Raw genomic sequence first — 18,678 nt, 5'->3', positions numbered from 1 at the left:
GGCTTGGCATATCGCAGGATCCAGAGCTTGTGCGGATTGCGTTAGGCGTTAGCTACAACGGTGGGGCTTACCAAGGCTGGCAAAGCCAGCCCTCCGGTCTCACCATCCAGGACAAACTAGAAGCCGCGCTGGGCAAGTTCACTGCCCAGCGCGTTTCTACCTTGTGCGCGGGCCGCACCGATGCCGGTGTGCACGGCCTCATGCAGGTGGTGCATTTTGATACCGAACTGGACCGGGATACCTACTCCTGGGTACGCGGCACCAATGCCAACCTGCCCCGCGATATCGCCGTGCAATGGGCAGTCAAAACATCCAAGGAATTTCACTGCCGCGCTTCCGCCCTGTCGCGCCGCTATGCCTATGTGCTGCTGGAATCGACAATACGTCCCAGTGTCGAGTTTGGCCGTGTAGGCTGGACCTTTGGTGCCTTGGACCACGACGCGATGCGCGAGGCCGCGGACATCTTGCTGGGTGAACATGACTTCAGCTCGTTCCGAGCCTCGCAGTGCCAGGCCCTGAGTCCCGTCAAGAACTTGCTGGAAATCAGCCTCAGCAAGCGCGGCTCCTACTGGCGTATGGAATTTGAAGCGAATGCCTTTCTGCACCATATGATTCGCAACATCATGGGTTGCCTGGTGCAGATTGGGCAGGGCAAAAAACCTCCGCAATGGATGGCCGAAGTACTGGCGGCACGCGACCGCAATGCAGCAGCCCCCACCTTCTCACCCGATGGGCTGTACTTCGTTGGCCCGCGCTACGACGCCCAATGGGGCATGCCCGAGCGCACGCCTGCGTATGATGCGTTGCCATGAGCACGCCTGACACCAACGCCCCACGCACCCGTATCAAAATCTGCGGCCTGACACGCGAACAGGACGTCGATGCCGCCGTCGCCGCAGGGGCAGACGCCATTGGTTTTGTGCTGTACCCCAAAAGCCCGCGGGCGGTCACGCCGCAACGCGCGGCCGAACTGGCCAAGCGTCTCCCACCCTTCATTACCCCTGTACTGTTGTTCGTCAACGCCTCTGCTACAGAAATAGGAGCTACCTGCGCAATGATTGCGGGGGCTACAGTCCAATTTCATGGTGATGAGACACCGCAGAACTGCCTGGAAGCGACCGGCAACGGCGCCCGCCCCTACCTGCGTGCAGCACGCATTCCGCTGGGGGATGACGCGCTGGCCTTTGACCTCGTAAAATACGCCCACGATTACTCGAACGCCCAAGCCATTCTGTTGGACGCCCATGTGGACGGCTACGGAGGCGGCGGCAAAACATTCAATTGGTCACTTCTTCCTCCAAGCGTCAACGCTCACCTCGTCTTGAGTGGTGGACTCACCAGTGCAAACGTGGGCGATGGCATAGCCCAGGTTCGGCCGCGCTGTAAAACGCTGGCCGTGGACGTGAGCTCCGGCGTGGAAGCCGTGGACGCTCAGGGCAAGCCCCTCAAGGGCATCAAAGACCCCGAAAAAATCCGCCAGTTTGTGGCCGCTGTGCGCGCTGCAGACCGGTAAATCCTCTCACTTGCACGACTGCGACTGGTGCGCCACAACGGTGGCGACCAACCCGGTCTTGAATGGACCCACACCATGTTCGATTACCAGCAACCCGACGCCAAAGGCCACTTTGGCAAATACGGCGGCAGCTTTGTCTCCGAGACGCTGACCCACGCCATCAACGAGCTCAAGGATGCGTACGCCAAGTACCAGCATGACCCCGAATTCCTCGCGGAATTCCAGTCCGAGCTGGCCCACTTCGTCGGTCGCCCCTCCCCCGTGTACCACGCCGCCCGCATGAGCCGCGAAATGGGTGGCGCGCAGATCTTCCTGAAACGTGAGGACCTGAACCACACCGGCGCCCACAAGGTCAACAACACCATCGGCCAAGCCATGCTCGCCAAACGCATGGGCAAGCCCCGCGTGATTGCAGAAACCGGCGCCGGCCAGCACGGGGTGGCCACGGCCACCATCTGCGCCCGCTACGGCCTGGAATGCGTGGTCTACATGGGCAGCGAAGACGTGAAACGCCAAAGCCCCAACGTCTACCGCATGAAGCTGCTGGGCGCCACCGTGGTGCCCGTGGAGAGCGGCAGCAAGACCCTGAAAGACGCCCTCAACGAGGCCATGCGCGACTGGGTCGCCAATGTGGACAACACTTTCTACATCATCGGCACCGTGGCCGGCCCCCATCCTTACCCGATGATGGTGCGCGACTTCCAAAGCGTGATCGGCAACGAGTGCCTGGTGCAAATGCCTGAGATGCTGGCTGCTGCCGGTTGTAAGACCGACCAGCCCGACGCGGTGATTGCCTGCGTAGGCGGCGGCTCGAACGCCATGGGTATCTTCTACCCCTACATCCAGCACGACCAAACCCGCCTCATCGGCGTCGAAGCGGCGGGTGAAGGCCTGGAGAGCGGCAAGCACTCCGCATCCATCCAAAAGGGCAGCCCGGGCGTGCTCCACGGCAACCGCACCTACGTGCTGCAGGATGACAACGGTCAAGTCACGGAGACCCACAGCGTGAGCGCGGGCCTGGACTACCCCGGTGTGGGCCCCGAGCATGCGTTCCTGGCGGACATTGGCCGTGCGGAATACGTGGGCATCACCGACAAGGAAGCGCTGGACGCTTTCCACTACCTGTGCCGTACCGAAGGCATCATCCCTGCGCTCGAATCCAGCCATGCGGTGGCCTATGCCATGAAGCTGGCCAAAACCATGCGCCCTGACCAAAGCATTTTGGTGAACCTGTCTGGCCGCGGTGACAAAGACATTGGCACCGTCGCTGACCTGAGCAATGCCGACTTCTACTGCCGCCCCAGCTGCCGTGGCCAATCAGTCAAAGGTGGCGAACAGCCCCTGCAGTTGGTGAAAGCAGGAGGTGCAGCATGACCATTGTTCTCAAAGGCGTGGGCAACCTGATTCCTCAACAACCCAAGCATCGCATTGCATCCACCTTCACTGCGCTCAAGGCACAAGGCCGCAAGGCATTGATTCCGTTTGTCACCGCCGGCTACCCCTATGCCGATGTGACGCCCGAACTGATGCATGCGATGGTCGCAGGCGGTGCGGACGTGATCGAACTGGGCGTGCCCTTCTCCGACCCCAGCGCAGATGGCCCCGTGATCCAGAAAGCCGGCGACAAGGCGCTGGCCTTTGGCATTGGTCTGGTCCAGGTGCTGGCCATGGTGCGTGAATTCCGCAAGACCAACAGCACCACGCCCGTGGTGTTGATGGGCTACGCCAATCCGGTGGAGCGCTACGACCAGAAACATGCCCAAGCCGGCGTGAGCAGCCCCTTCGTCAAGGACGCGGCTGATGCTGGTGTCGATGGTGTGCTGATCGTGGATTACCCGCCCGAGGAATGCGAAGCCTTTGCCGCCGACCTGCGTGCCCACGGCATGGACCTGATCTTCTTGCTGGCACCCACCAGCACGGATGAACGCATGGCCCAGGTGGCGCGTGTGGCCAGCGGCTATGTGTACTACGTGTCGCTCAAGGGTGTCACCGGCTCCGGCGCGCTGGACGTAGGCGCGGTGGAAGCCATGCTGCCCCGCATCCGCCAGCACATCAGCACACCGGTGGGTGTGGGTTTTGGTATTCGCGACGCGGCCACGGCCCAAACGATTGCCAGGGTGTCCGACGCGGTGGTGATCGGCAGCAAGATCATCCAGCTGCTGGAAGACCAGCCACGCGACCAGGTGGGCGCTACGGCCCAAGCCTTCCTGCGCGAGATCCGCACCGCGATGGACCAGGGCTAAGGCCCAAAATGAACCGGGGGCGGTTTCGCGGATAATCGCCCCCTGTTGGTTGGACGCCCGTTTGGGCACTGCAAGGAGACCTGAAATGAGCTGGTTGGAAAAACTGCTACCCCCAAAGATTCAGCAAACCGATCCTGCGGACCGGCGCAGCGTGCCCGAAGGTCTATGGATCAAATGCCCCAGCTGCGAAACCGTGCTCTACAAGACCGATCTGGAGCAAAACCAGAACGTCTGCCCCAGCTGCAGCCACCACCACCGTATTGGCGCCCGCCCGCGCCTGAACGCCTTCCTGGACAACGAAGGCCGTTTTGAGATCGGCCAAGAAGTCCTCCCCGTGGATGCCCTGAAGTTCAAGGACAGCCGCAAATACCCCGAACGACTGAAAGAAGCCCTGGAAAACACAGGTGAGACCGATGCGCTGGTGGTCATGGGCGGCGCGGTGCACGGCATCAGCTTGGTGGCCGCGTGCTTTGAATTCGAATTCATGGGCGGCTCCATGGGCTCCGTGGTGGGCGAGCGCTTTGTGCGCGGCGTGGAAACCGCCATCGAGCAAAAAGTGCCCTTCCTGTGCTTTACCGCCACCGGTGGCGCGCGCATGCAGGAAGGCCTGCTGTCGCTCATGCAAATGGCCAAGACCAATGCTGCGCTGACCCGCTTGGCGAAGAAAGGCCTGCCCTACATCAGCGTGCTGACCGACCCCACCATGGGTGGCGTGAGTGCCGGCTTTGCCTTCATTGGCGACGTGGTGATTGCCGAGCCCAAGGCCCTGATCGGCTTTGCCGGCCCGCGCGTGATCGAATCCACCGTGCGTGTGACCCTGCCCGAAGGCTTCCAGCGCGCCGAGTTCCTGCAGACCAAGGGTGCCGTGGACTTTATCTGCGACCGCCGGGAGCTGCGCAAGACCGTGGCGGAAACCTTGGCCATGCTGCAGCGCCAGCCGGCCGATGCGGTGATTTAAAAATAAAAGCTCCGCAAAGAAAGAGGCCCTGACGGGCCTCTTTTGCTTGGTACTGAGAAGCGCTCAGGCGGTAGCTACCAACACCATCGCCTGCACCGAGCCCAGAACGATCAGGGCGATCTGTATCAACACCAGCAAGGCCAGCGGCGACAGATCCACGCCGCCCACCAGCGGCAGCACCCGTCGGATAGGGGTGAGCGGTGGTTGCACCAGGCGCTCCAGTAGGTCGGCCAGATACGACTGCGTTTGCACCCAGGACAGGATGGCATAGACCAGCACCAACCCGGTCAGGCAGGACAGTCCCATGCGTACGACCCCAAAAGCCGCCAGCACGGCCACGGACACCAGGCTGGCACCCGCGCCGTTGAGCGCCCACAGAATTACAAACTCCGCCAGTTGCACCAGAAAGGCCCCCACCAGGCTGGCCGTGTCCCAGCGCCCCATGGCGGGCAGCACGCGGCGCAGCGGCAGCACCAGCCAGTCGGTCAGCGCAAAAATGAACTTACCCAAGGGATTGCCCGAGCGCGCCGACAACGGAATGCGCTGGTGCTGCATGTACAGGCGCAGCAGGCAGGTGCTGGTGAGCAGGCCAGCGGCCACTTCGAGCAACAGGGAAATGATTTGGTAGAGCATGGCGTGATGGGGGAAGTGCGTGCGCATCATAGCGGCAGCCACCCCTCTTACAATGGAGGGTTACGGCCAAAGCCCCAAGGCTTGGCTGGTTCTGCCACCGTACATCCAACGCCCATGTCTGACCAAAACCAAGCTGCTCCCGCCCCGCAAGACGAAAACCAGTTGATCCTGGAGCGTCGCGAAAAACTCAAGGCCTTGCGCCAGCAGCAGGCCGATGGCAAGGGCGTGGCCTTCCCCAACGACTTCCAGCCCGGGAACAAGGCGGCGGAGCTGTTTGAGGCTTACAACGACAAGACACCCGAAGAGCTGGTGGCCCTGGGCACCACGGCCAAGGTGGCCGGCCGCATGATGCTCAAGCGCGTCATGGGCAAGGCCAGTTTCTGCACGCTGCAGGATGCTTCGTTCGGCCCCAGCGGTGGCCGCATCCAGCTCTATGTGCGCGGCGAAGACGTGGGCGTGGACCTGTACGCCGCCTTCAAGCACTGGGACTTGGGCGACATCGTGGCCGCCGAAGGCACGCTGTTCAAAACCAAGACCGGCGAACTCTCCATCCACGCCACCAGCATCCGCCTGCTGACCAAGAGCCTGCGCCCCATGCCCGACAAGTTCCACGGCATGGCCGACCAGGAGACCAAGTACCGCCAGCGCTATGTGGACCTCATGACCGATGTGGAAGCGCGCAAGCGTTTCGTGGCACGCAGCAAGGCCGTGAGCGCGCTACGCGAATTCATGGTGGGCCACAACTTCCTGGAAGTGGAAACGCCCATGCTGCACCCCATCCCCGGTGGAGCGAACGCCAAGCCTTTCAAAACACACCACAACGCGCTGGACCAGGAAATGTTCCTGCGTATTGCGCCCGAGCTGTACCTCAAGCGCCTCATCGTCGGCGGGTTTGACCGCGTGTTCGAAATCAACCGCAGCTACCGCAACGAAGGCATCTCGGTGCGCCACAACCCCGAATTCACCATGATGGAGTTCTACGCGGCGTACTGGAACTACCAGGACCTGATGGACTACACCGAGAAGCTGATCCGCGACGCGGCCATGAAAGCCACGGGCGGCCTGCAGCTTACCTACGCCGACAAGCCCGTCGACCTGAGCAAGCCCTTCGAGCGCTTGACCATCGTGGAGGCCATCCGCAAGTACACCGAAGCCGGCGACAACGTGGGCAACGCCGAGTGGCTGACCAATGCGCTGAAGAAGCTGGGCCTGAATGAAGCCAAGAACAAGCTTGCCGGCCGCACACTGGCCAGCCTGCAGGTGCTGTACTTCGAAGAAACCGTGGAAGAGAAGCTGTGGAACCCCACCTTCATCATGGAGCACCCCACCGAGATCTCGCCGCTGGCCCGCGCCAACGACGACCGCCCGGAAGTGACCGAGCGCTTTGAGCTCTACATCACGGGCCGCGAATTCGGCAACGGCTTCTCCGAACTGAACGACGCCGAAGACCAGGCCGCCCGCTTCAACGCGCAGGTGGCTGCAAAAGACGGCGGCGATGACGAAGCCATGTTCTACGACCACGACTTTGTGCGCGCACTGGAATACGGCATGCCCCCCACCGGCGGCTGCGGCATCGGTATCGACCGCCTGATGATGTTATTGACCGACAGCGCCAGCATCCGCGACGTGATCCTCTTCCCCGCGCTGCGCCGGGAAGTTTGATCCGGGTTTGAAGCCAAACAAGCCTCTAGCCCCCGCAGAATCTGCGCGAGCAGCTATGAAAACAGTAGCAATGCCCACGCTGCGCTACCTGAATGGCTACCCCGCAGACACGCTGAGCCAGGTGCAGCGCATGCTGGACGAGGGGCGTGTAGGCGACTGGCTGATCCAGCGCCATCCGCAGGCGCACGGCGTGCGAACCGACAAGGTGCTGTACGACTATGTACAGGACATCAAGTCGGACTACCTGCGCAGCACCGAGCCTTTGGCCAAGGTGGCGTTTGACAGCAAGCTGCACGTGGTGAAGAACGCACTGGGCACCCACACCACCGTATCGCGCGTGCAAGGCAACAAGCTCAAGAGCAAACGCGAGATCCGCGTGGCCAGCCTGTTCAAGGACACGCCCGAGCCCTTCCTGAAAATGATCGTTGTGCACGAGCTGGCCCACCTGCGCGAGCGCGAACACGACAAGGCTTTCTACCAGCTCTGCACCCACATGGAGCCCAGCTACCATCAGTTGGAGTTTGAAGTGCGCATCTACCTCACGCACCTGGAAGCCACGGGTGAGCGGCTTTGGGCTGCAGCGGCGGACTGACGCGCCAGCCCTATGACCTCCCGCCTGCTCTGCTTCAACAAACCCTACGGCGTGCTGAGCCAGTTCACGCCCGAGGGGCGCTGGCGCGGGCTCAAGGACTTCATCACCGTTCCCGGCATCTATGTGGCGGGCCGACTGGACGCCGACAGCGAAGGCCTGCTGCTACTCACCAACGACGGCAAGCTGCAGGCCCGCATCAGCGACCCGCGCTACAAGATGGAGAAGACCTATTGGGTGCAGGTGGAAGGCGAACCGGATGACGCGGCGCTGGAGTCCCTGCGCCGCGGTGTGCAGCTCAACGACGGCCCCACCCTGCCCGCGCGTGCACAGCGCATCGCGGAGCCTCCATCGCTCTGGGAACGCGACCCACCGGTGCGCTTCCGGGCCAGCATCCCCACAGCGTGGGTGGAATTGGTGATCCGCGAGGGCCGCAACCGCCAGGTGCGCCGCATGACGGCAGCCGTGGGCTACCCCACGCTGCGGCTGATCCGCGCGGCCATTGGGCCGTACACGCTGGAAGGTTTGGCGCCCGGCACCTTACGCGACGTGCCGATACCCTGAGGGGGTTAGTGCCGTGCGCGCAGCGGTGTGAGCAGATCGCTCAGGCCGTTGTGGTCGATCTCGTGCATGAGCTGCAACAAGCGGCCAATCTCGCCCTTGGGAAAACCTTCCCGCGCAAACCAGTTCAAGTAGTCGCCGGGCAGGTCAGCAATCAGGCGGCCTTCGTACTTGCCAAAGGGCATGGCGCGCTCCACCAGTTTCTGCAGGTCTTCCGCTTGCATATCAACCGCCCGCCCGCTTGACCTTGTGCCCCTGCGCCTGCAACAACTGCATGACGCGCTCCACATGGTCGCCCTGCACTTCGATCACGCCGTCCTTCACCGTTCCACCCGAGCCACAAGCCGCCTTGAGCTGCTTGCCCAATGCCACCAGTTCGGCATCGTCCAGCGGCACACCGCGCACCAGCGTCACGCCTTTGCCCGCGCGGCCCTTGGTCTCGCGCGACACACGCACCACACCGTCGCCCACGGGGCGTTTGGGTGCATTGCACGTGCAGGCGGCGATGGCCTGGCGGCACACCGGGCAGGTGCGGCCTACCTCGGTGGAATACACCAGGCCGCCCAAGTCGGACAAAGAGAGTTTGGCCATATTGCGGAGGAAGGAAATGTTAACGAACGATGATTTCCGCACGCCGGTTGCGCGGCTCATCGACATTGGGTTCAGTGGGTACCACTGGCTCACGCTCGCCTCGGCCCACGGCCTCGATCAGCTCGGGCTGGAACCCACGTGCAATGAGCAGCTCGCGCACGGCGCGAGCGCGCTGCAGCGATAGCACATCATTGGCCTGGGGCGAGCCCGTGCGATCCGTATGGCCCACCACCACAATTTCGCCACCCGGGCGCGCCAGCGCTTGCGCCAAAATGCCTTCGAGTTGGGATTGGGAATCTGCAGTCAGCGTGGAGCCGCCGGGTTCAAACTGCAGCACAAAGCGCTCCGGGGGCGCGGGCTGCAGGGCGAGCAGGCCACCGTGCTGTGCCTGCACCTCAGCCTCCGTCGTAGCGGCCAGTTGCACAGCTCCGTTGCGCTCTACCGCAGCCACGGCATAGGGCTGGGCGAGCACCTGCGCCCCGGCGCTTCCCAGCACCTGCACCGAGGTGGCGCGCCCTTGGGCATCGGGCAACAGGATCACGCGGCTGACGGGCGCGCACCCCGGTAACACGGCCAGCAAAGTAAGACTCCAGGCAAGGCGGCGCATCATGGCACCTCCACGATGAAGTCGGTACCGCGGACGCTGACCGTGGACGATGGTGTCACGACTTTGACGTTTTCAGGCTGCAATTTGCCCAGCAGCCCGGTCACCATGCGAATGGTGCCCAACAGCACCTGCACCGTGAGGCCGCCGGTCTGGGTGGTGGAGTCGAACTGGAAACGGGTGATGTCCACCTGCGAGTTGGGCCCCACGGTGAGCAGAGTGCCGTCGCGCAGCAGAATCACGGCAGAGCCCCCCGTACCGGTCACGATGCGCTCCGCTTCCGCGACCGGGCCACCTGGCGCGGCCACACGGCGCGCCTCGCCCTTGGTCACCTCGACGCTGCCTTGCACCGTTTTGAGCGTGCCACTGCGCAGCTCCTGTGCTTGCACGGCTTGCAGCAACCCGACGACCAGTGCCAGCAGCATGCCGCCACGCCCCACCCAACCCCTGTGCCACACCATGTTGCATGTACCCCAAATTGATGAGCGCCAATGGTAACGGATGCCCCACGCATGCAGGCTGATCACACGGTCACATCTACTATCATTTTGATAGCTACCCGCGCACCAAATACGTGAGCTGTGTGCGAAAATGGTGCCTACTCTCTCCACTATGTCCAAAAACTCTCCCACCTCCCGCCACAGCGTCTGGGCCGCCAAAGTCCTGGCCATCATCCAGGGTGGCAACAGCCAGGCTGCGCTGGCCCAAATCAAGGTCGCCCCTACCGTGAAAGACCTGCAACAGCTGCGCAAGCTGATGCTCGCCAACAACCTGCTGGCCAAGCACCGGCTTTTGGAAGAAGCCATCGACGCCAACCTCGCGTTGTTGGCTGCCCCCCGCCTGCACCGCTCACCTTGACCATGTCGCCTATTTCCCACCCCGATATCCTGCGGGGGCCTGATCGCGCGGACCTGTTGCGCAGCGAAGTGCTGGCCGACCTGTTTGAAGCCACTGCCCGCAACCACCCTGAAACCACGGCCCTGGTGTTTGGCGACGAGTCGCTGAGCTACCGCGTCCTGAACGCGCGCGCCGACGCCGTGGCTGCGCATCTGCTGGCAGCAGGCGTGAGCGCTGGCGATATCGTCGGCCTCTGGCTGCCGCGTAGCTTGGACTTGTTGGTCATGCAACTGGGCATTGCCAAAGCGGGGGCCGCCTGGCTGCCATTGGATGCCGATACCCCGGTCGACCGCATTGCCGTGTGCCTGGACGACGCGCAGGCCAAAGGCCTAGTGAGTTGCGCGGCGTTCGCACCGCGCATGGCGCACACAGCCCATACCCTGTGGACCGCAGAAGCGTTGGCCGAGCCAGCGACGCAGCCACTGCACCGTACCGGCGTATTGCCCACCCATCCGGCCTACGTCATCTACACCTCGGGCTCCACCGGACGGCCCAAGGGCATTGCGATCAACCAGGGCAGCATCTGTCACTTTCTGCGCAGCGAAAACACACAGCTGGGCGTACGCCATGGTGACCGCGTGTACCAGGGCTTCTCGGTGGCCTTTGACATGTCGTTCGAGGAAATCTGGATCAGCTACCTGGCGGGCGCCACCGTGTGGATTGCGTCCAAGGAAGTGGCCTCCGACCCCGAGAGCCTGCCCGGCGTATTGGCGGCCAACGGCATCACCGTGCTGCACGCGGTGCCCACGCTGCTGGCGCTGTTCAACCAGGACGTACCGGGCCTGCGCACCATCAACCTGGGCGGCGAAATGTGCCCGCCCGCGCTGGTGGAGCGCTGGGCCAAGCCCGGCCGCCAGGTGTTCAACACCTACGGTCCCACCGAGGCCACCGTGTCCGCCAGCCTGGCCGAGCTCCATGCGGGTGAACCCGTCACCATTGGCCGCCCGCTGCCCAACTACAGCCTGCTGGTAATTGCGCCCCCTGCCGATGGACAGCTGACGCTGCTGCCCCGCGGCGAAATCGGTGAACTCTGCATCACCGGCCCTGGCGTGGCCGCAGGCTACCTGGGCAGGCCCGATCTGACGGCAGAGAAGTTTTTGCCCAATCCCTGGGCCAGCAACGCACAAGATGCGCGCCTGTACCGCACCGGAGACTTGGCCCGTATCGACGCAGATGGCTGCGTGCAATGCCTGGGCCGCACGGACGACCAGGTCAAGATCCGTGGCTTTCGCGTAGAGCTGGGCGAAATTGAATCGGCGCTGGCCGACCAGGCTGGCGTGGCCGCTGCTGCTGTGGTGCTGCGCCCCGAAGACGGCGTGGACCAGCTGATCGCCTTCATCACCCCCGACATGGGCGCCACGCTGAGCAGCAGTGCCCTGCGCGCAGCGCTGGGCCGAAGATTACCGCCCTACATGGTGCCCGGCTACTTTGAGACGGTGCCCACCATGCCGCGACTCACCTCGGGCAAGATTGACCGCAATGCGCTCAAGGTGCGGCCACTGACCGCGCCCAGCACCTCTGGGGCCTCCGACACGCCAGACACACCTGCCGAAGAAGTCCTGTTTGCAGCCCTGGCCAAGCTGTTCCCCGGCCAGGCCATCGTGCGCAGCGCAGACTTCTTTGCCGACCTGGGTGGCCACTCGTTGTTCGCCGCACGCCTGGCATCCAGCCTGCGCGCCCACGCAGGCTTTGCCCATGTGACGGTGCGCGATATCTACCAACACCGCAGCGTGGGCGCCATTGCACAAGCCATTGGCGCTGCCCATGGTCAGGCCCAGACCGTGGACACCTCCTGGACACCGCCCGGCGCCTGGAAGCGCTGGCGCTGCGGCCTGGCCCAGGCAGCCGCCGTGCCATGGCTGGTAGCCATGCGCATGGCGCAATGGCTGGCGCCATTTTTTGCCTACCACTTCTTCACTGGCGAACCCGAGGACTCGCTGCTGGTGGCCACCGGCGCTTCGGTGCTGGCCTACCTCGTGGCCACGCTGCTGGAGTTTGCCGTGGCCATCGCTGGCAAATGGCTGTTGGTCGGCCGACTGCAAGCGGGGCAGTATCCGCTCTGGGGGCTCACGTACTACCGCTGGTGGTTAGCAGACCGGCTGCTCGAGGCAGCGCCCACCTATTTGCTGAGCGGCTCGTCCTTGTATGTATGGTGGCTGCGTGCGCTGGGTGCGCGCGTTGGTGACGACGTGGTGATCGGCTCCATGACACTGCGCGCACCCGACCTGCTGCAGGTGGGCGACGGCGCCAGCATTGGCAACGCGGTGAATCTGGAAAACGCCCGCGTGGAACATGGCGTGCTGCACCTGGGCACCATCGCACTGGGCGACCACAGCTGTGTGGGCTCGTACGCCATTCTGGAAGGCAATACCACGGTACACGACTGGGGTCACCTGGAAGGCCAGTCGGCGCTTTGCGATGGCGATACGGTGCCTGCGGGACGTATCTGGCAGGGGTCACCGGCACGGGATGCTGGCGCTTTTGATGCTGCCAGCTTGCGGCCACGCCCTGCGATCATGCGCTTGCGCAGCCTATTGGAGGGCGGCTACTTTGTGGTGGGCGCCTTGCTGATTGCCACGCTGTTCTTCTTGCCGGTATTTCCCAGCTTTGTGCTGATTGACTGGATTGACGATGTAGATCGCTTTCCGTTCCTGGCAAGTAACGACATCTGGTTTCAGTTGGCCAAGTATTTTGTGCTGGCCTTCCCTGCGGCGGCTGTGCTGATTGTCTGCACCGCGCTGCTGTCGGCCGGCATCCGCTGGTCCGTATTACCGCGCCTCAAGCCCGGCAGCTGGCCCGTGCACAGCACGCTGTACTGCGCCAAATGGCTGGTCAACCAGATCCAGGAGTCCAGCTTGCACGTGCTGCATGGCGTCTATGCCACGCTGTACGCACCATGGTGGTACCGCCTTCTGGGGGCACGGGTCGGCCGCGACGCCGAGATCTCCTCCGCTTTGGGCCTGGTGCCCGACATGTTGACCTTGGGGGACGAGACCTTCATCGCCGACGCGGTAATGCTGGGCGACGAACACATTGACGGTGGATGGATGACCATGCGCCCCACGGTGATCTCCAAGCGCAGCTTCGTGGGCAACGGCGCCTACATTCCGGACGGCACCACACTGCCGGAAAACGTACTGATTGGTGTGCACTCCACCGTACCCGCCAACGACCGCATCCGCAGCGGCGACACCTGGCTGGGCTCGCCGCCATTGCACCTGCCAGCGCGTGAAGAGACGGCAGGTTTTCCTGAATCACTTACATTCCATCCCTCCGCTGCGCGGCGCCTTGCGCGCGGATTGATTGAAGCCTTCCGTATCGTGGCGCCCCACGCCATCGTGATCTCGGTGGGCTACACCATCGTGCTGAATGTGATGCCGCTGGCCGGTGACGGACGCTGGGGCCAGGTGATTGCCTATCTGACCCTGACCGGCCTGCTCTATGGCCTGGGGACATTTGTGTTTGTGTGGGTCCTCAAGTGGCTGCTGATGGGCCGCTACCGCCAACGCAGCGTGCCCATGTGGACGCCGTTTGTGTGGTTGTCCGAAGGTGTGACCAACTTGTACGAGGGCATTGCCGTGCCCAATTTCATGCGCTACCTGCGCGGCACCCCTTGGCTGCCCCTGGCCTTCAACCTGCTGGGCAGCCGCATTGGCAAGGGCGTGTACATGGACACCACCGATATCACCGAGTTTGACTGCGTGCATATTGGCGACCACAGCGAACTCAACGCACTGAGCTGCCCACAGACGCATTTGTTCGAAGACCGTGTGATGAAGATTGACCATGTGCACATTGGCGCTCGCGTGTACATCGGCCCACGCAGTGCGGTGCTGTACAGCGCCAGCGTAGCCCACGATGCCTGGCTGGGACCGCTGACACTGGTGATGAAGGGCGAGAGCATTCCGACGGCTTCGCGCTGGAGTGGATGTCCAGCGGCGCCTACGCGGGCCGGGGCTTAAAGCCCCAGAACACATGGGTACCGAAGCGGCACCTCTTTGGCCAACGCACGCATGGCCGGATGAGGCCGACCAGGTGCTGACAGCCTTGCAACAGGGTCGGAGTACGGTGATCTACCGCCTGCTGCCGCGTGGTACATCCCGCAACGAGGCACGCAGCGCTATCCGGTTGGCGCTGCGCCAAGCGCTGGCCCTTTGGCTGGGTTGCGCCACAGACAGTGTCACGCTGTCTGCCGAGGCAGGCAGCGCACTGCGCGTCCTACACCCGCACACCACCGCACACGTGTCCATCAGCCACGAAGAGGGACTCTCGCTTGCGGCCATTCATCCCTCACTCGCCATTGGCGTCGATGTACTAGCCACCACCGCCCCGCCATGGGTGCACGAGTGCCTGGCCCTGGCGCAGGATTACCTGGGCCCCGCTGTGGCAGCCCAATTGGCGACACGACCGACAGCGCTACGTACCGCCCAATTTGCGATCGCCTGGACACGATGGGAGGCCACACTGAAGAGTTGCGGCCGGGGACTGGAGGAGTGGTCCCCAGCGCTGCAAAGCAGCGTTGACCAGTGCAACACAGCAGAGCTGGAGTTGCCGCATGGCTACTGCGGGGCGGTGGCCTTGCATCCTGCCAGCTCGCCCTGAAGGGGCGACAAGGCGTCTCCTACAATGCCAACGGTCGTTGGATATCTACACCTTGTGCACACAACAAAAAGAATCGCGCAAGGCCATGTCTAACCCGAAGTTGCGCACGTGGAAGAAAACGTGCGCAACCCTTGAGAATTCAACACATGCATCGAATGAAAACGGCGCTGGCCGCTGTCTTGTTGTGCGCAGGGCTTGGCGCATCCTGGTTTGCTACCTCGCAAACCGACGGATGGCTGGAGCCCAAGTCCAACGCGAGCGTCGCAAACAGTGTCCGCCCCGCACATCCCCCCTTCCCAGCGCAAGACAGCTACAACCGCCTGATCGTGAAATTCAAGACCGAATCACAGGCCAAGACCGATCAGACCGCTGGGGGGCAAGCTACCGCGCAAAGTCGCGTGCAAGCCCTCAACGCCACAGGTGGCGTGCAGATTTTGGGGCAGAAAGCCGTCGCACTCAGCTACCTGAAGTCGGTATCCGAACAAGCACATGTGGTGCAAACCGACCAACCGTTGAGCCGCGCCGAGATGAAAGCCCTGACCCAGCAGTTGGCGCAGGACGCGCGGGTTGAATATGCCGAAATCGATGAACGGGTGTTTGCGCATTTCACCCCCAGCGATCCGGACTACGCTGCCAACCAATGGGCCTGGCAGTCATCCGGCAGCAACGCTGGAGCGACCAATACGAACAGCGCATGGAACAAAGTGACGGCAGGTGCGCAGCCTGTCAATGGCGCAGGGGTTGTGGTTGCGGTGCTGGACTCCGGCTACGTGGCCCATGCAGATCTGGCAAGCAACCTGTGGCTCACCGGGTACGATTTTGTGTCTGCGGATACCCTGCCCTACTCGCCCTTCAGCACCGCGAACGATGGAGGGGGGCGTGATGGCGATGCCGCTGATCCAGGTGACTGGAACACCAATACGGGCAACGGCTGCTCCGTCTCCAACTCTGGTTGGCACGGCACGCGGGTCGCCGGCATTGTCAGTGCCATCAGCAACAGCACGGGAATGATTGGTGTGGCCTATGGCGCAAAAGTGCTGCCAGTGCGCGTACTGGGGGTCTGCGGGGGCTACGTATCAGACATTGCCGCAGGCATGCGTTGGGCCGCCAATGTCACGTTTTCAGGCAGTCCCGGTGCGAACGCGCATCCAGCCAAAATTCTCAACCTCAGCCTGGGAGCGAGCGGGACTTGCCTGAGTACCTTCCAGGACGCAGTCAACGACGTGCGTGCTGCAGGAAGCATCGTGGTGGCATCCACTGGCAACGATGGCAGCATCACCACGATTGGCCAACCCGCCAATTGCCAAGGGGTAATTGCCGTAACGGCACACCTGCAAAATGGAGACAGTGCCAGCTTTGCCAACGATGGGCCTGGCACCACCCTCAGTGCCCCCGGTGTGAGCATCTATGGCACATCCAATTCAGGCACCACATCGCCCGTGGCCGACACCTATGCGTCAGCCAACGGCACCAGTTTTGCAGCTCCGATGGTGTCTGGCGTGGCCGCCTTGCTACTGCAAATCAAGCCCACCATGGGAATCAACGAGCTGACGTCACGCCTGGTCGATTCGGTGCGAGCATTTCCCTCAGGCACCTATTGCTACAACAAAACCATTTGCGGTGCAGGCATGCTGGACGCCGACGCTGCGACTGCGCTGGTGCTGAGCGACACCGCGCCCACTACCACTGCCACCGCCAACAAAACCGATCCTGTTGCACGAAACACCCTCGTGACCTTGACCGGCACCGCAACGGCGGGAGCGAATGGAACCGGAATTAGCAGCGTGGGCTGGACGCAGGTGTCGGGTCCCACGGTAACGTTAGCCGGCGCCAACACGGCCACCGCCACGTTCACGACACCGACCACATCGGACGTCAACGGCATCACTTTCCGGTTTCAAGCCACGTCCATTTCCTCCGGGAATTCGAGCAACTATGTCTCCATCAACATGGTCTCGGCACCCAACCCCGTTACCAGCTCGGGCGGTGGCGGCGGTGGTGGTACGTTGGACTGGACCGATCTGGCCGCCCTGCTGCTCATGGCACTAGTGGGAGTCACGCTACGCCATGGACCTCGGGCGCATCAGCAAAACCAATAGAACGGCCGCGGCCCCGCCTATCGAACCTGCCACATGGGCAGGGTAGTAGGTGGGAATACCCAGCCAACCCGGGGTGGTGGGCGCGCCACCACCTGTTTGCACCAGCAGCTTGGCTAGCAGGACCAAGAGCAGGCCCGCGCCCATGGCACGCCGGAACCGAAGGGCTGTCGACTCTGGTGACGACGTGGTAACGAGTAGCGCAACCGCAGCACCGCTCCATACCCCGTGCAGGGCGCCAGAGGCGCCTGCGTAGTACAGGCACGCACTATCCAGCACCAACACCACGGCCACCCCCACCAGGCCGCCTGCGAAGGAGAGCAGCTGCCTGCGCACAGACACCCAGGGCGCCAGCAACCAGCACAACAGCACTGCAGCCATCGCGTTCACCAGGGCATGTGCCAGTGTGAGATGTACCCACTGGGCGGTCAGGAGTTGCCAGACGGCGCCTTGCGCAAACGCGGAGCGAGAGAAGCGAAATACCTCAACCAGGCCATGCCAGAGCTGCAACCCGATGACCGCCACCGCAAACGCTCCACCCCAGCACACGCGGCCAAGGCGGGGCGGAATGGGCATGGGGCGGTCGCTCAGGCGATCCAGTCCAGCGCTTGCATGTAATCAGGCTGAACCATCAGTTCATCCCAGGCCAATGCAGGCACGGTGGGCAAGAGTGCGCGGCGGCGGGCTTCGCTGGCTTCCAGCGCCTGCCACTGGCCTTTCAACTGCGCTTCGGTCAAACCGTCTATGAGTTCGTCTACCGCCTTGCCACCGCCTTCGGCACTGGGCAGCGACTGATTGCACAAGAGCACCAGATCGCAACCTGCATTGAGTGCTACCACGGCAGCCTCGGTATGGCTCACCTGCTTGCCATCAATGAGGCGCGCACCGGCCATGGACAGGTCGTCGCTGAAGATGGCGCCGGTGAAACCCAGCTGGGCGCGCAAGATGTCATTGAGCCAGATGCCGGAGAATCCGGCCGGGCGGGCGTCTACCTTGGGGTAGATCACATGGGCGGGCATCACGCTGCTGGTTACGGTGTTGAGCCAGCGGTAAGGGGCGGCATCATCGGCCAAGATGGCCTTGAGGCTACGCTTGTCCACCGGAATTTCGGTGTGGGAATCGGCTTTGACAAAACCATGGCCGGGGAAATGCTTGCCGCAATTGGCCATGCCGCTTTTTTGCAGGCCATGCATCAGGCTCTTGGCCAGCAGGCTCACCACCCGCGGATCACGCGCAAAAGCACGGTCGCCGATCACACTGCTCTCTCCATAGTCCAGGTCCAGCACGGGCGTGAAGCTCAGATCCACGCCACAGGCCCGCAACTCGGCACCCAGCACATAGCCCGTGGCCGTAGCGGCGTTGGTAGCATCGAGTGGTCCAGCTTTTTTGGTGGACACGGTGCCGCTGGGCTGGCGCAACCACATTTCACCCAAGGCCCGCATGGGCGGCAGGTGGGTGAAGCCGTCGGTCTTGAAGCGCTGCACGCGGCCGCCTTCGTGGTCCACACAGATCAGCAGGTCGGCCCGCACCTTCTTGATGTCGCGGCACAGCGCGGTGAGTTGCTCCCGGCTCTGCCAGTTGCGGGCGAACAGGATCATGCCGCCTACCAGCGGGTGCTTGAGGCGCTGTCGATCCTGTGCGGTGAGGCTGGTGCCGGCGATATCGATGATCAGAGGCGCGTGAAAGGTCATGGTGCTGAATTCCAATTGCTATTTATTTAGGAGCGGCT

The 18,678-nt window shown here is 63.0% G+C and carries 19 protein-coding genes; 12 read left to right on the top strand and 7 right to left on the bottom strand.

Features of this window, described 5'->3' with window-relative positions; translation table 11 throughout:
- Positions 1-29 precede the first annotated feature (29 nt).
- From truA to accD, 5 genes are all read left to right on the top strand, one after another.
- The gene (gene truA / locus AC07OE_RS02325) at positions 30-812 is read left to right on the top strand and encodes a tRNA pseudouridine(38-40) synthase TruA (protein WP_495068946.1); all 783 of its coding nucleotides are present in this window, start codon (positions 30-32) and stop codon (positions 810-812) included.
- Positions 809-1,513, top strand: a complete 705-nt coding sequence (locus tag AC07OE_RS02320) for a phosphoribosylanthranilate isomerase (protein ID WP_495068945.1) — start codon at positions 809-811, stop codon at positions 1,511-1,513. The genes truA and AC07OE_RS02320 overlap by 4 nt, the downstream gene beginning before the upstream one ends.
- A gap of 75 nt (positions 1,514-1,588) precedes the next feature.
- Positions 1,589-2,887: a tryptophan synthase subunit beta gene (gene trpB / locus AC07OE_RS02315; RefSeq protein WP_495068944.1), complete on the top strand. Its 1,299-nt coding sequence runs from the start codon at positions 1,589-1,591 to the stop codon at positions 2,885-2,887.
- A complete protein-coding gene (gene trpA, locus AC07OE_RS02310) occupies positions 2,884-3,756 on the top strand; it encodes a tryptophan synthase subunit alpha (protein ID WP_495068943.1) in 873 nt (290 codons plus the stop codon). The genes trpB and trpA overlap by 4 nt, the downstream gene beginning before the upstream one ends.
- A gap of 85 nt (positions 3,757-3,841) precedes the next feature.
- Positions 3,842-4,714, top strand: a complete 873-nt coding sequence (gene accD / locus AC07OE_RS02305; RefSeq protein WP_495068942.1) for an acetyl-CoA carboxylase, carboxyltransferase subunit beta — start codon at positions 3,842-3,844, stop codon at positions 4,712-4,714.
- A 63-nt stretch (positions 4,715-4,777) separates the two neighbouring features.
- Here accD and AC07OE_RS02300 read toward each other — a convergent pair whose 3' ends face one another.
- A complete protein-coding gene (locus AC07OE_RS02300) occupies positions 4,778-5,347 on the bottom strand; it encodes a YggT family protein (RefSeq protein WP_495068941.1) in 570 nt (189 codons plus the stop codon).
- Between the two features lie 114 nt (positions 5,348-5,461).
- On the opposite strand from AC07OE_RS02300, the gene lysS reads away from it, so the two are divergent.
- From lysS to AC07OE_RS02285, 3 genes are read left to right on the top strand one after another with little or no spacing between them, the layout of a single operon-like run.
- Positions 5,462-7,009, top strand: coding sequence for a lysine--tRNA ligase (lysS, locus tag AC07OE_RS02295; protein ID WP_495068940.1), 1,548 nt, complete (start codon positions 5,462-5,464; stop codon positions 7,007-7,009).
- A gap of 55 nt (positions 7,010-7,064) precedes the next feature.
- Positions 7,065-7,601: a YgjP-like metallopeptidase domain-containing protein gene (locus tag AC07OE_RS02290; protein WP_495068939.1), complete on the top strand. Its 537-nt coding sequence runs from the start codon at positions 7,065-7,067 to the stop codon at positions 7,599-7,601.
- A 12-nt stretch (positions 7,602-7,613) separates the two neighbouring features.
- The gene (locus tag AC07OE_RS02285) at positions 7,614-8,162 is read left to right on the top strand and encodes a pseudouridine synthase (RefSeq protein WP_495068938.1); all 549 of its coding nucleotides are present in this window, start codon (positions 7,614-7,616) and stop codon (positions 8,160-8,162) included.
- Positions 8,163-8,167: 5 nt separating this feature from the next.
- Here the strand turns inward: AC07OE_RS02285 and AC07OE_RS02280 are convergent, their stop codons facing one another.
- From AC07OE_RS02280 to AC07OE_RS02265, 4 genes are read right to left on the bottom strand one after another with little or no spacing between them, the layout of a single operon-like run.
- Entirely contained in the window at positions 8,168-8,383 is a 216-nt protein-coding gene (locus AC07OE_RS02280) for a DUF3820 family protein (RefSeq protein WP_495068937.1), read from the bottom strand.
- A 1-nt stretch (position 8,384) separates the two neighbouring features.
- Entirely contained in the window at positions 8,385-8,750 is a 366-nt protein-coding gene (locus AC07OE_RS02275; protein WP_495068936.1) for a translation initiation factor Sui1, read from the bottom strand.
- Between the two features lie 19 nt (positions 8,751-8,769).
- Positions 8,770-9,360 (bottom strand): OmpA family protein, encoded by a 591-nt coding sequence (locus AC07OE_RS02270; protein WP_495068935.1) that lies wholly within the window; start codon positions 9,358-9,360, stop codon positions 8,770-8,772.
- Positions 9,357-9,815, bottom strand: coding sequence for a FecR family protein (locus AC07OE_RS02265; RefSeq protein ID WP_495068934.1), 459 nt, complete (start codon positions 9,813-9,815; stop codon positions 9,357-9,359). The genes AC07OE_RS02270 and AC07OE_RS02265 overlap by 4 nt, the downstream gene beginning before the upstream one ends.
- Before the next feature lie 151 nt (positions 9,816-9,966).
- On the opposite strand from AC07OE_RS02265, the gene AC07OE_RS02260 reads away from it, so the two are divergent.
- The 4 genes from AC07OE_RS02260 (at position 9,967) to AC07OE_RS02245 (ending at position 16,952) form a co-directional block, all read left to right on the top strand.
- Entirely contained in the window at positions 9,967-10,212 is a 246-nt protein-coding gene (locus AC07OE_RS02260; RefSeq protein WP_495068933.1) for a hypothetical protein, read from the top strand.
- Between the two features lie 2 nt (positions 10,213-10,214).
- Entirely contained in the window at positions 10,215-14,213 is a 3,999-nt protein-coding gene (locus AC07OE_RS02255) for a Pls/PosA family non-ribosomal peptide synthetase (RefSeq protein ID WP_495068932.1), read from the top strand.
- Positions 14,214-14,226: 13 nt separating this feature from the next.
- On the top strand, positions 14,227-14,853 hold the full coding sequence (locus tag AC07OE_RS02250; protein ID WP_495068931.1) for a 4'-phosphopantetheinyl transferase family protein: 627 nt from the start codon (positions 14,227-14,229) through the stop codon (positions 14,851-14,853).
- 146 nt (positions 14,854-14,999) lie between these two features.
- Positions 15,000-16,952, top strand: coding sequence for a S8 family serine peptidase (locus AC07OE_RS02245; RefSeq protein ID WP_495068930.1), 1,953 nt, complete (start codon positions 15,000-15,002; stop codon positions 16,950-16,952).
- Here the strand turns inward: AC07OE_RS02245 and AC07OE_RS02240 are convergent.
- The gene (locus AC07OE_RS02240) at positions 16,914-17,525 is read right to left on the bottom strand and encodes a rhomboid family intramembrane serine protease (RefSeq protein WP_495068929.1); all 612 of its coding nucleotides are present in this window, start codon (positions 17,523-17,525) and stop codon (positions 16,914-16,916) included. The two genes, AC07OE_RS02245 and AC07OE_RS02240, sit on opposite strands and share 39 nt — an antisense overlap.
- A gap of 11 nt (positions 17,526-17,536) precedes the next feature.
- The gene (gene nagZ / locus AC07OE_RS02235) at positions 17,537-18,640 is read right to left on the bottom strand and encodes a beta-N-acetylhexosaminidase (RefSeq protein ID WP_495068928.1); all 1,104 of its coding nucleotides are present in this window, start codon (positions 18,638-18,640) and stop codon (positions 17,537-17,539) included.
- Positions 18,641-18,678: the final 38 nt, after the last annotated feature.

It is taken from the genome of Rhodoferax sp. GW821-FHT09E07, from assembly GCF_059416145.1.
Note: the sequence above shows the minus strand (reverse complement) of the source record. Positions and strands in the feature narration are given on the sequence as shown.

Bases quoted from the DNA above. Each gene is read 5' to 3' on its own strand.
- AC07OE_RS02240 (WP_495068929.1), bottom strand. From the start codon at position 17,525: ATGCCCATTCCGCCCCGCCTTGGCCGCGTGTGCTGGGGTGGAGCGTTT.
- AC07OE_RS02250 (WP_495068931.1), top strand. From the start codon at position 14,227: ATGGGTACCGAAGCGGCACCTCTTTGGCCAACGCACGCATGGCCGGAT.
- trpB (WP_495068944.1), top strand. From the start codon at position 1,589: ATGTTCGATTACCAGCAACCCGACGCCAAAGGCCACTTTGGCAAATAC.
- trpA (WP_495068943.1), top strand. From the start codon at position 2,884: ATGACCATTGTTCTCAAAGGCGTGGGCAACCTGATTCCTCAACAACCC.
- AC07OE_RS02290 (WP_495068939.1), top strand. From the start codon at position 7,065: ATGAAAACAGTAGCAATGCCCACGCTGCGCTACCTGAATGGCTACCCC.
- AC07OE_RS02275 (WP_495068936.1), bottom strand. From the start codon at position 8,750: ATGGCCAAACTCTCTTTGTCCGACTTGGGCGGCCTGGTGTATTCCACC.
- AC07OE_RS02255 (WP_495068932.1), top strand. From the start codon at position 10,215: ATGTCGCCTATTTCCCACCCCGATATCCTGCGGGGGCCTGATCGCGCG.
- lysS (WP_495068940.1), top strand. From the start codon at position 5,462: ATGTCTGACCAAAACCAAGCTGCTCCCGCCCCGCAAGACGAAAACCAG.
- AC07OE_RS02300 (WP_495068941.1), bottom strand. From the start codon at position 5,347: ATGCTCTACCAAATCATTTCCCTGTTGCTCGAAGTGGCCGCTGGCCTG.
- AC07OE_RS02320 (WP_495068945.1), top strand. From the start codon at position 809: ATGAGCACGCCTGACACCAACGCCCCACGCACCCGTATCAAAATCTGC.
- nagZ (WP_495068928.1), bottom strand. From the start codon at position 18,640: ATGACCTTTCACGCGCCTCTGATCATCGATATCGCCGGCACCAGCCTC.
- AC07OE_RS02285 (WP_495068938.1), top strand. From the start codon at position 7,614: ATGACCTCCCGCCTGCTCTGCTTCAACAAACCCTACGGCGTGCTGAGC.
- accD (WP_495068942.1), top strand. From the start codon at position 3,842: ATGAGCTGGTTGGAAAAACTGCTACCCCCAAAGATTCAGCAAACCGAT.
- AC07OE_RS02265 (WP_495068934.1), bottom strand. From the start codon at position 9,815: ATGGTGTGGCACAGGGGTTGGGTGGGGCGTGGCGGCATGCTGCTGGCA.
- AC07OE_RS02260 (WP_495068933.1), top strand. From the start codon at position 9,967: ATGTCCAAAAACTCTCCCACCTCCCGCCACAGCGTCTGGGCCGCCAAA.
- AC07OE_RS02245 (WP_495068930.1), top strand. From the start codon at position 15,000: ATGCATCGAATGAAAACGGCGCTGGCCGCTGTCTTGTTGTGCGCAGGG.
- AC07OE_RS02270 (WP_495068935.1), bottom strand. From the start codon at position 9,360: ATGATGCGCCGCCTTGCCTGGAGTCTTACTTTGCTGGCCGTGTTACCG.
- AC07OE_RS02280 (WP_495068937.1), bottom strand. From the start codon at position 8,383: ATGCAAGCGGAAGACCTGCAGAAACTGGTGGAGCGCGCCATGCCCTTT.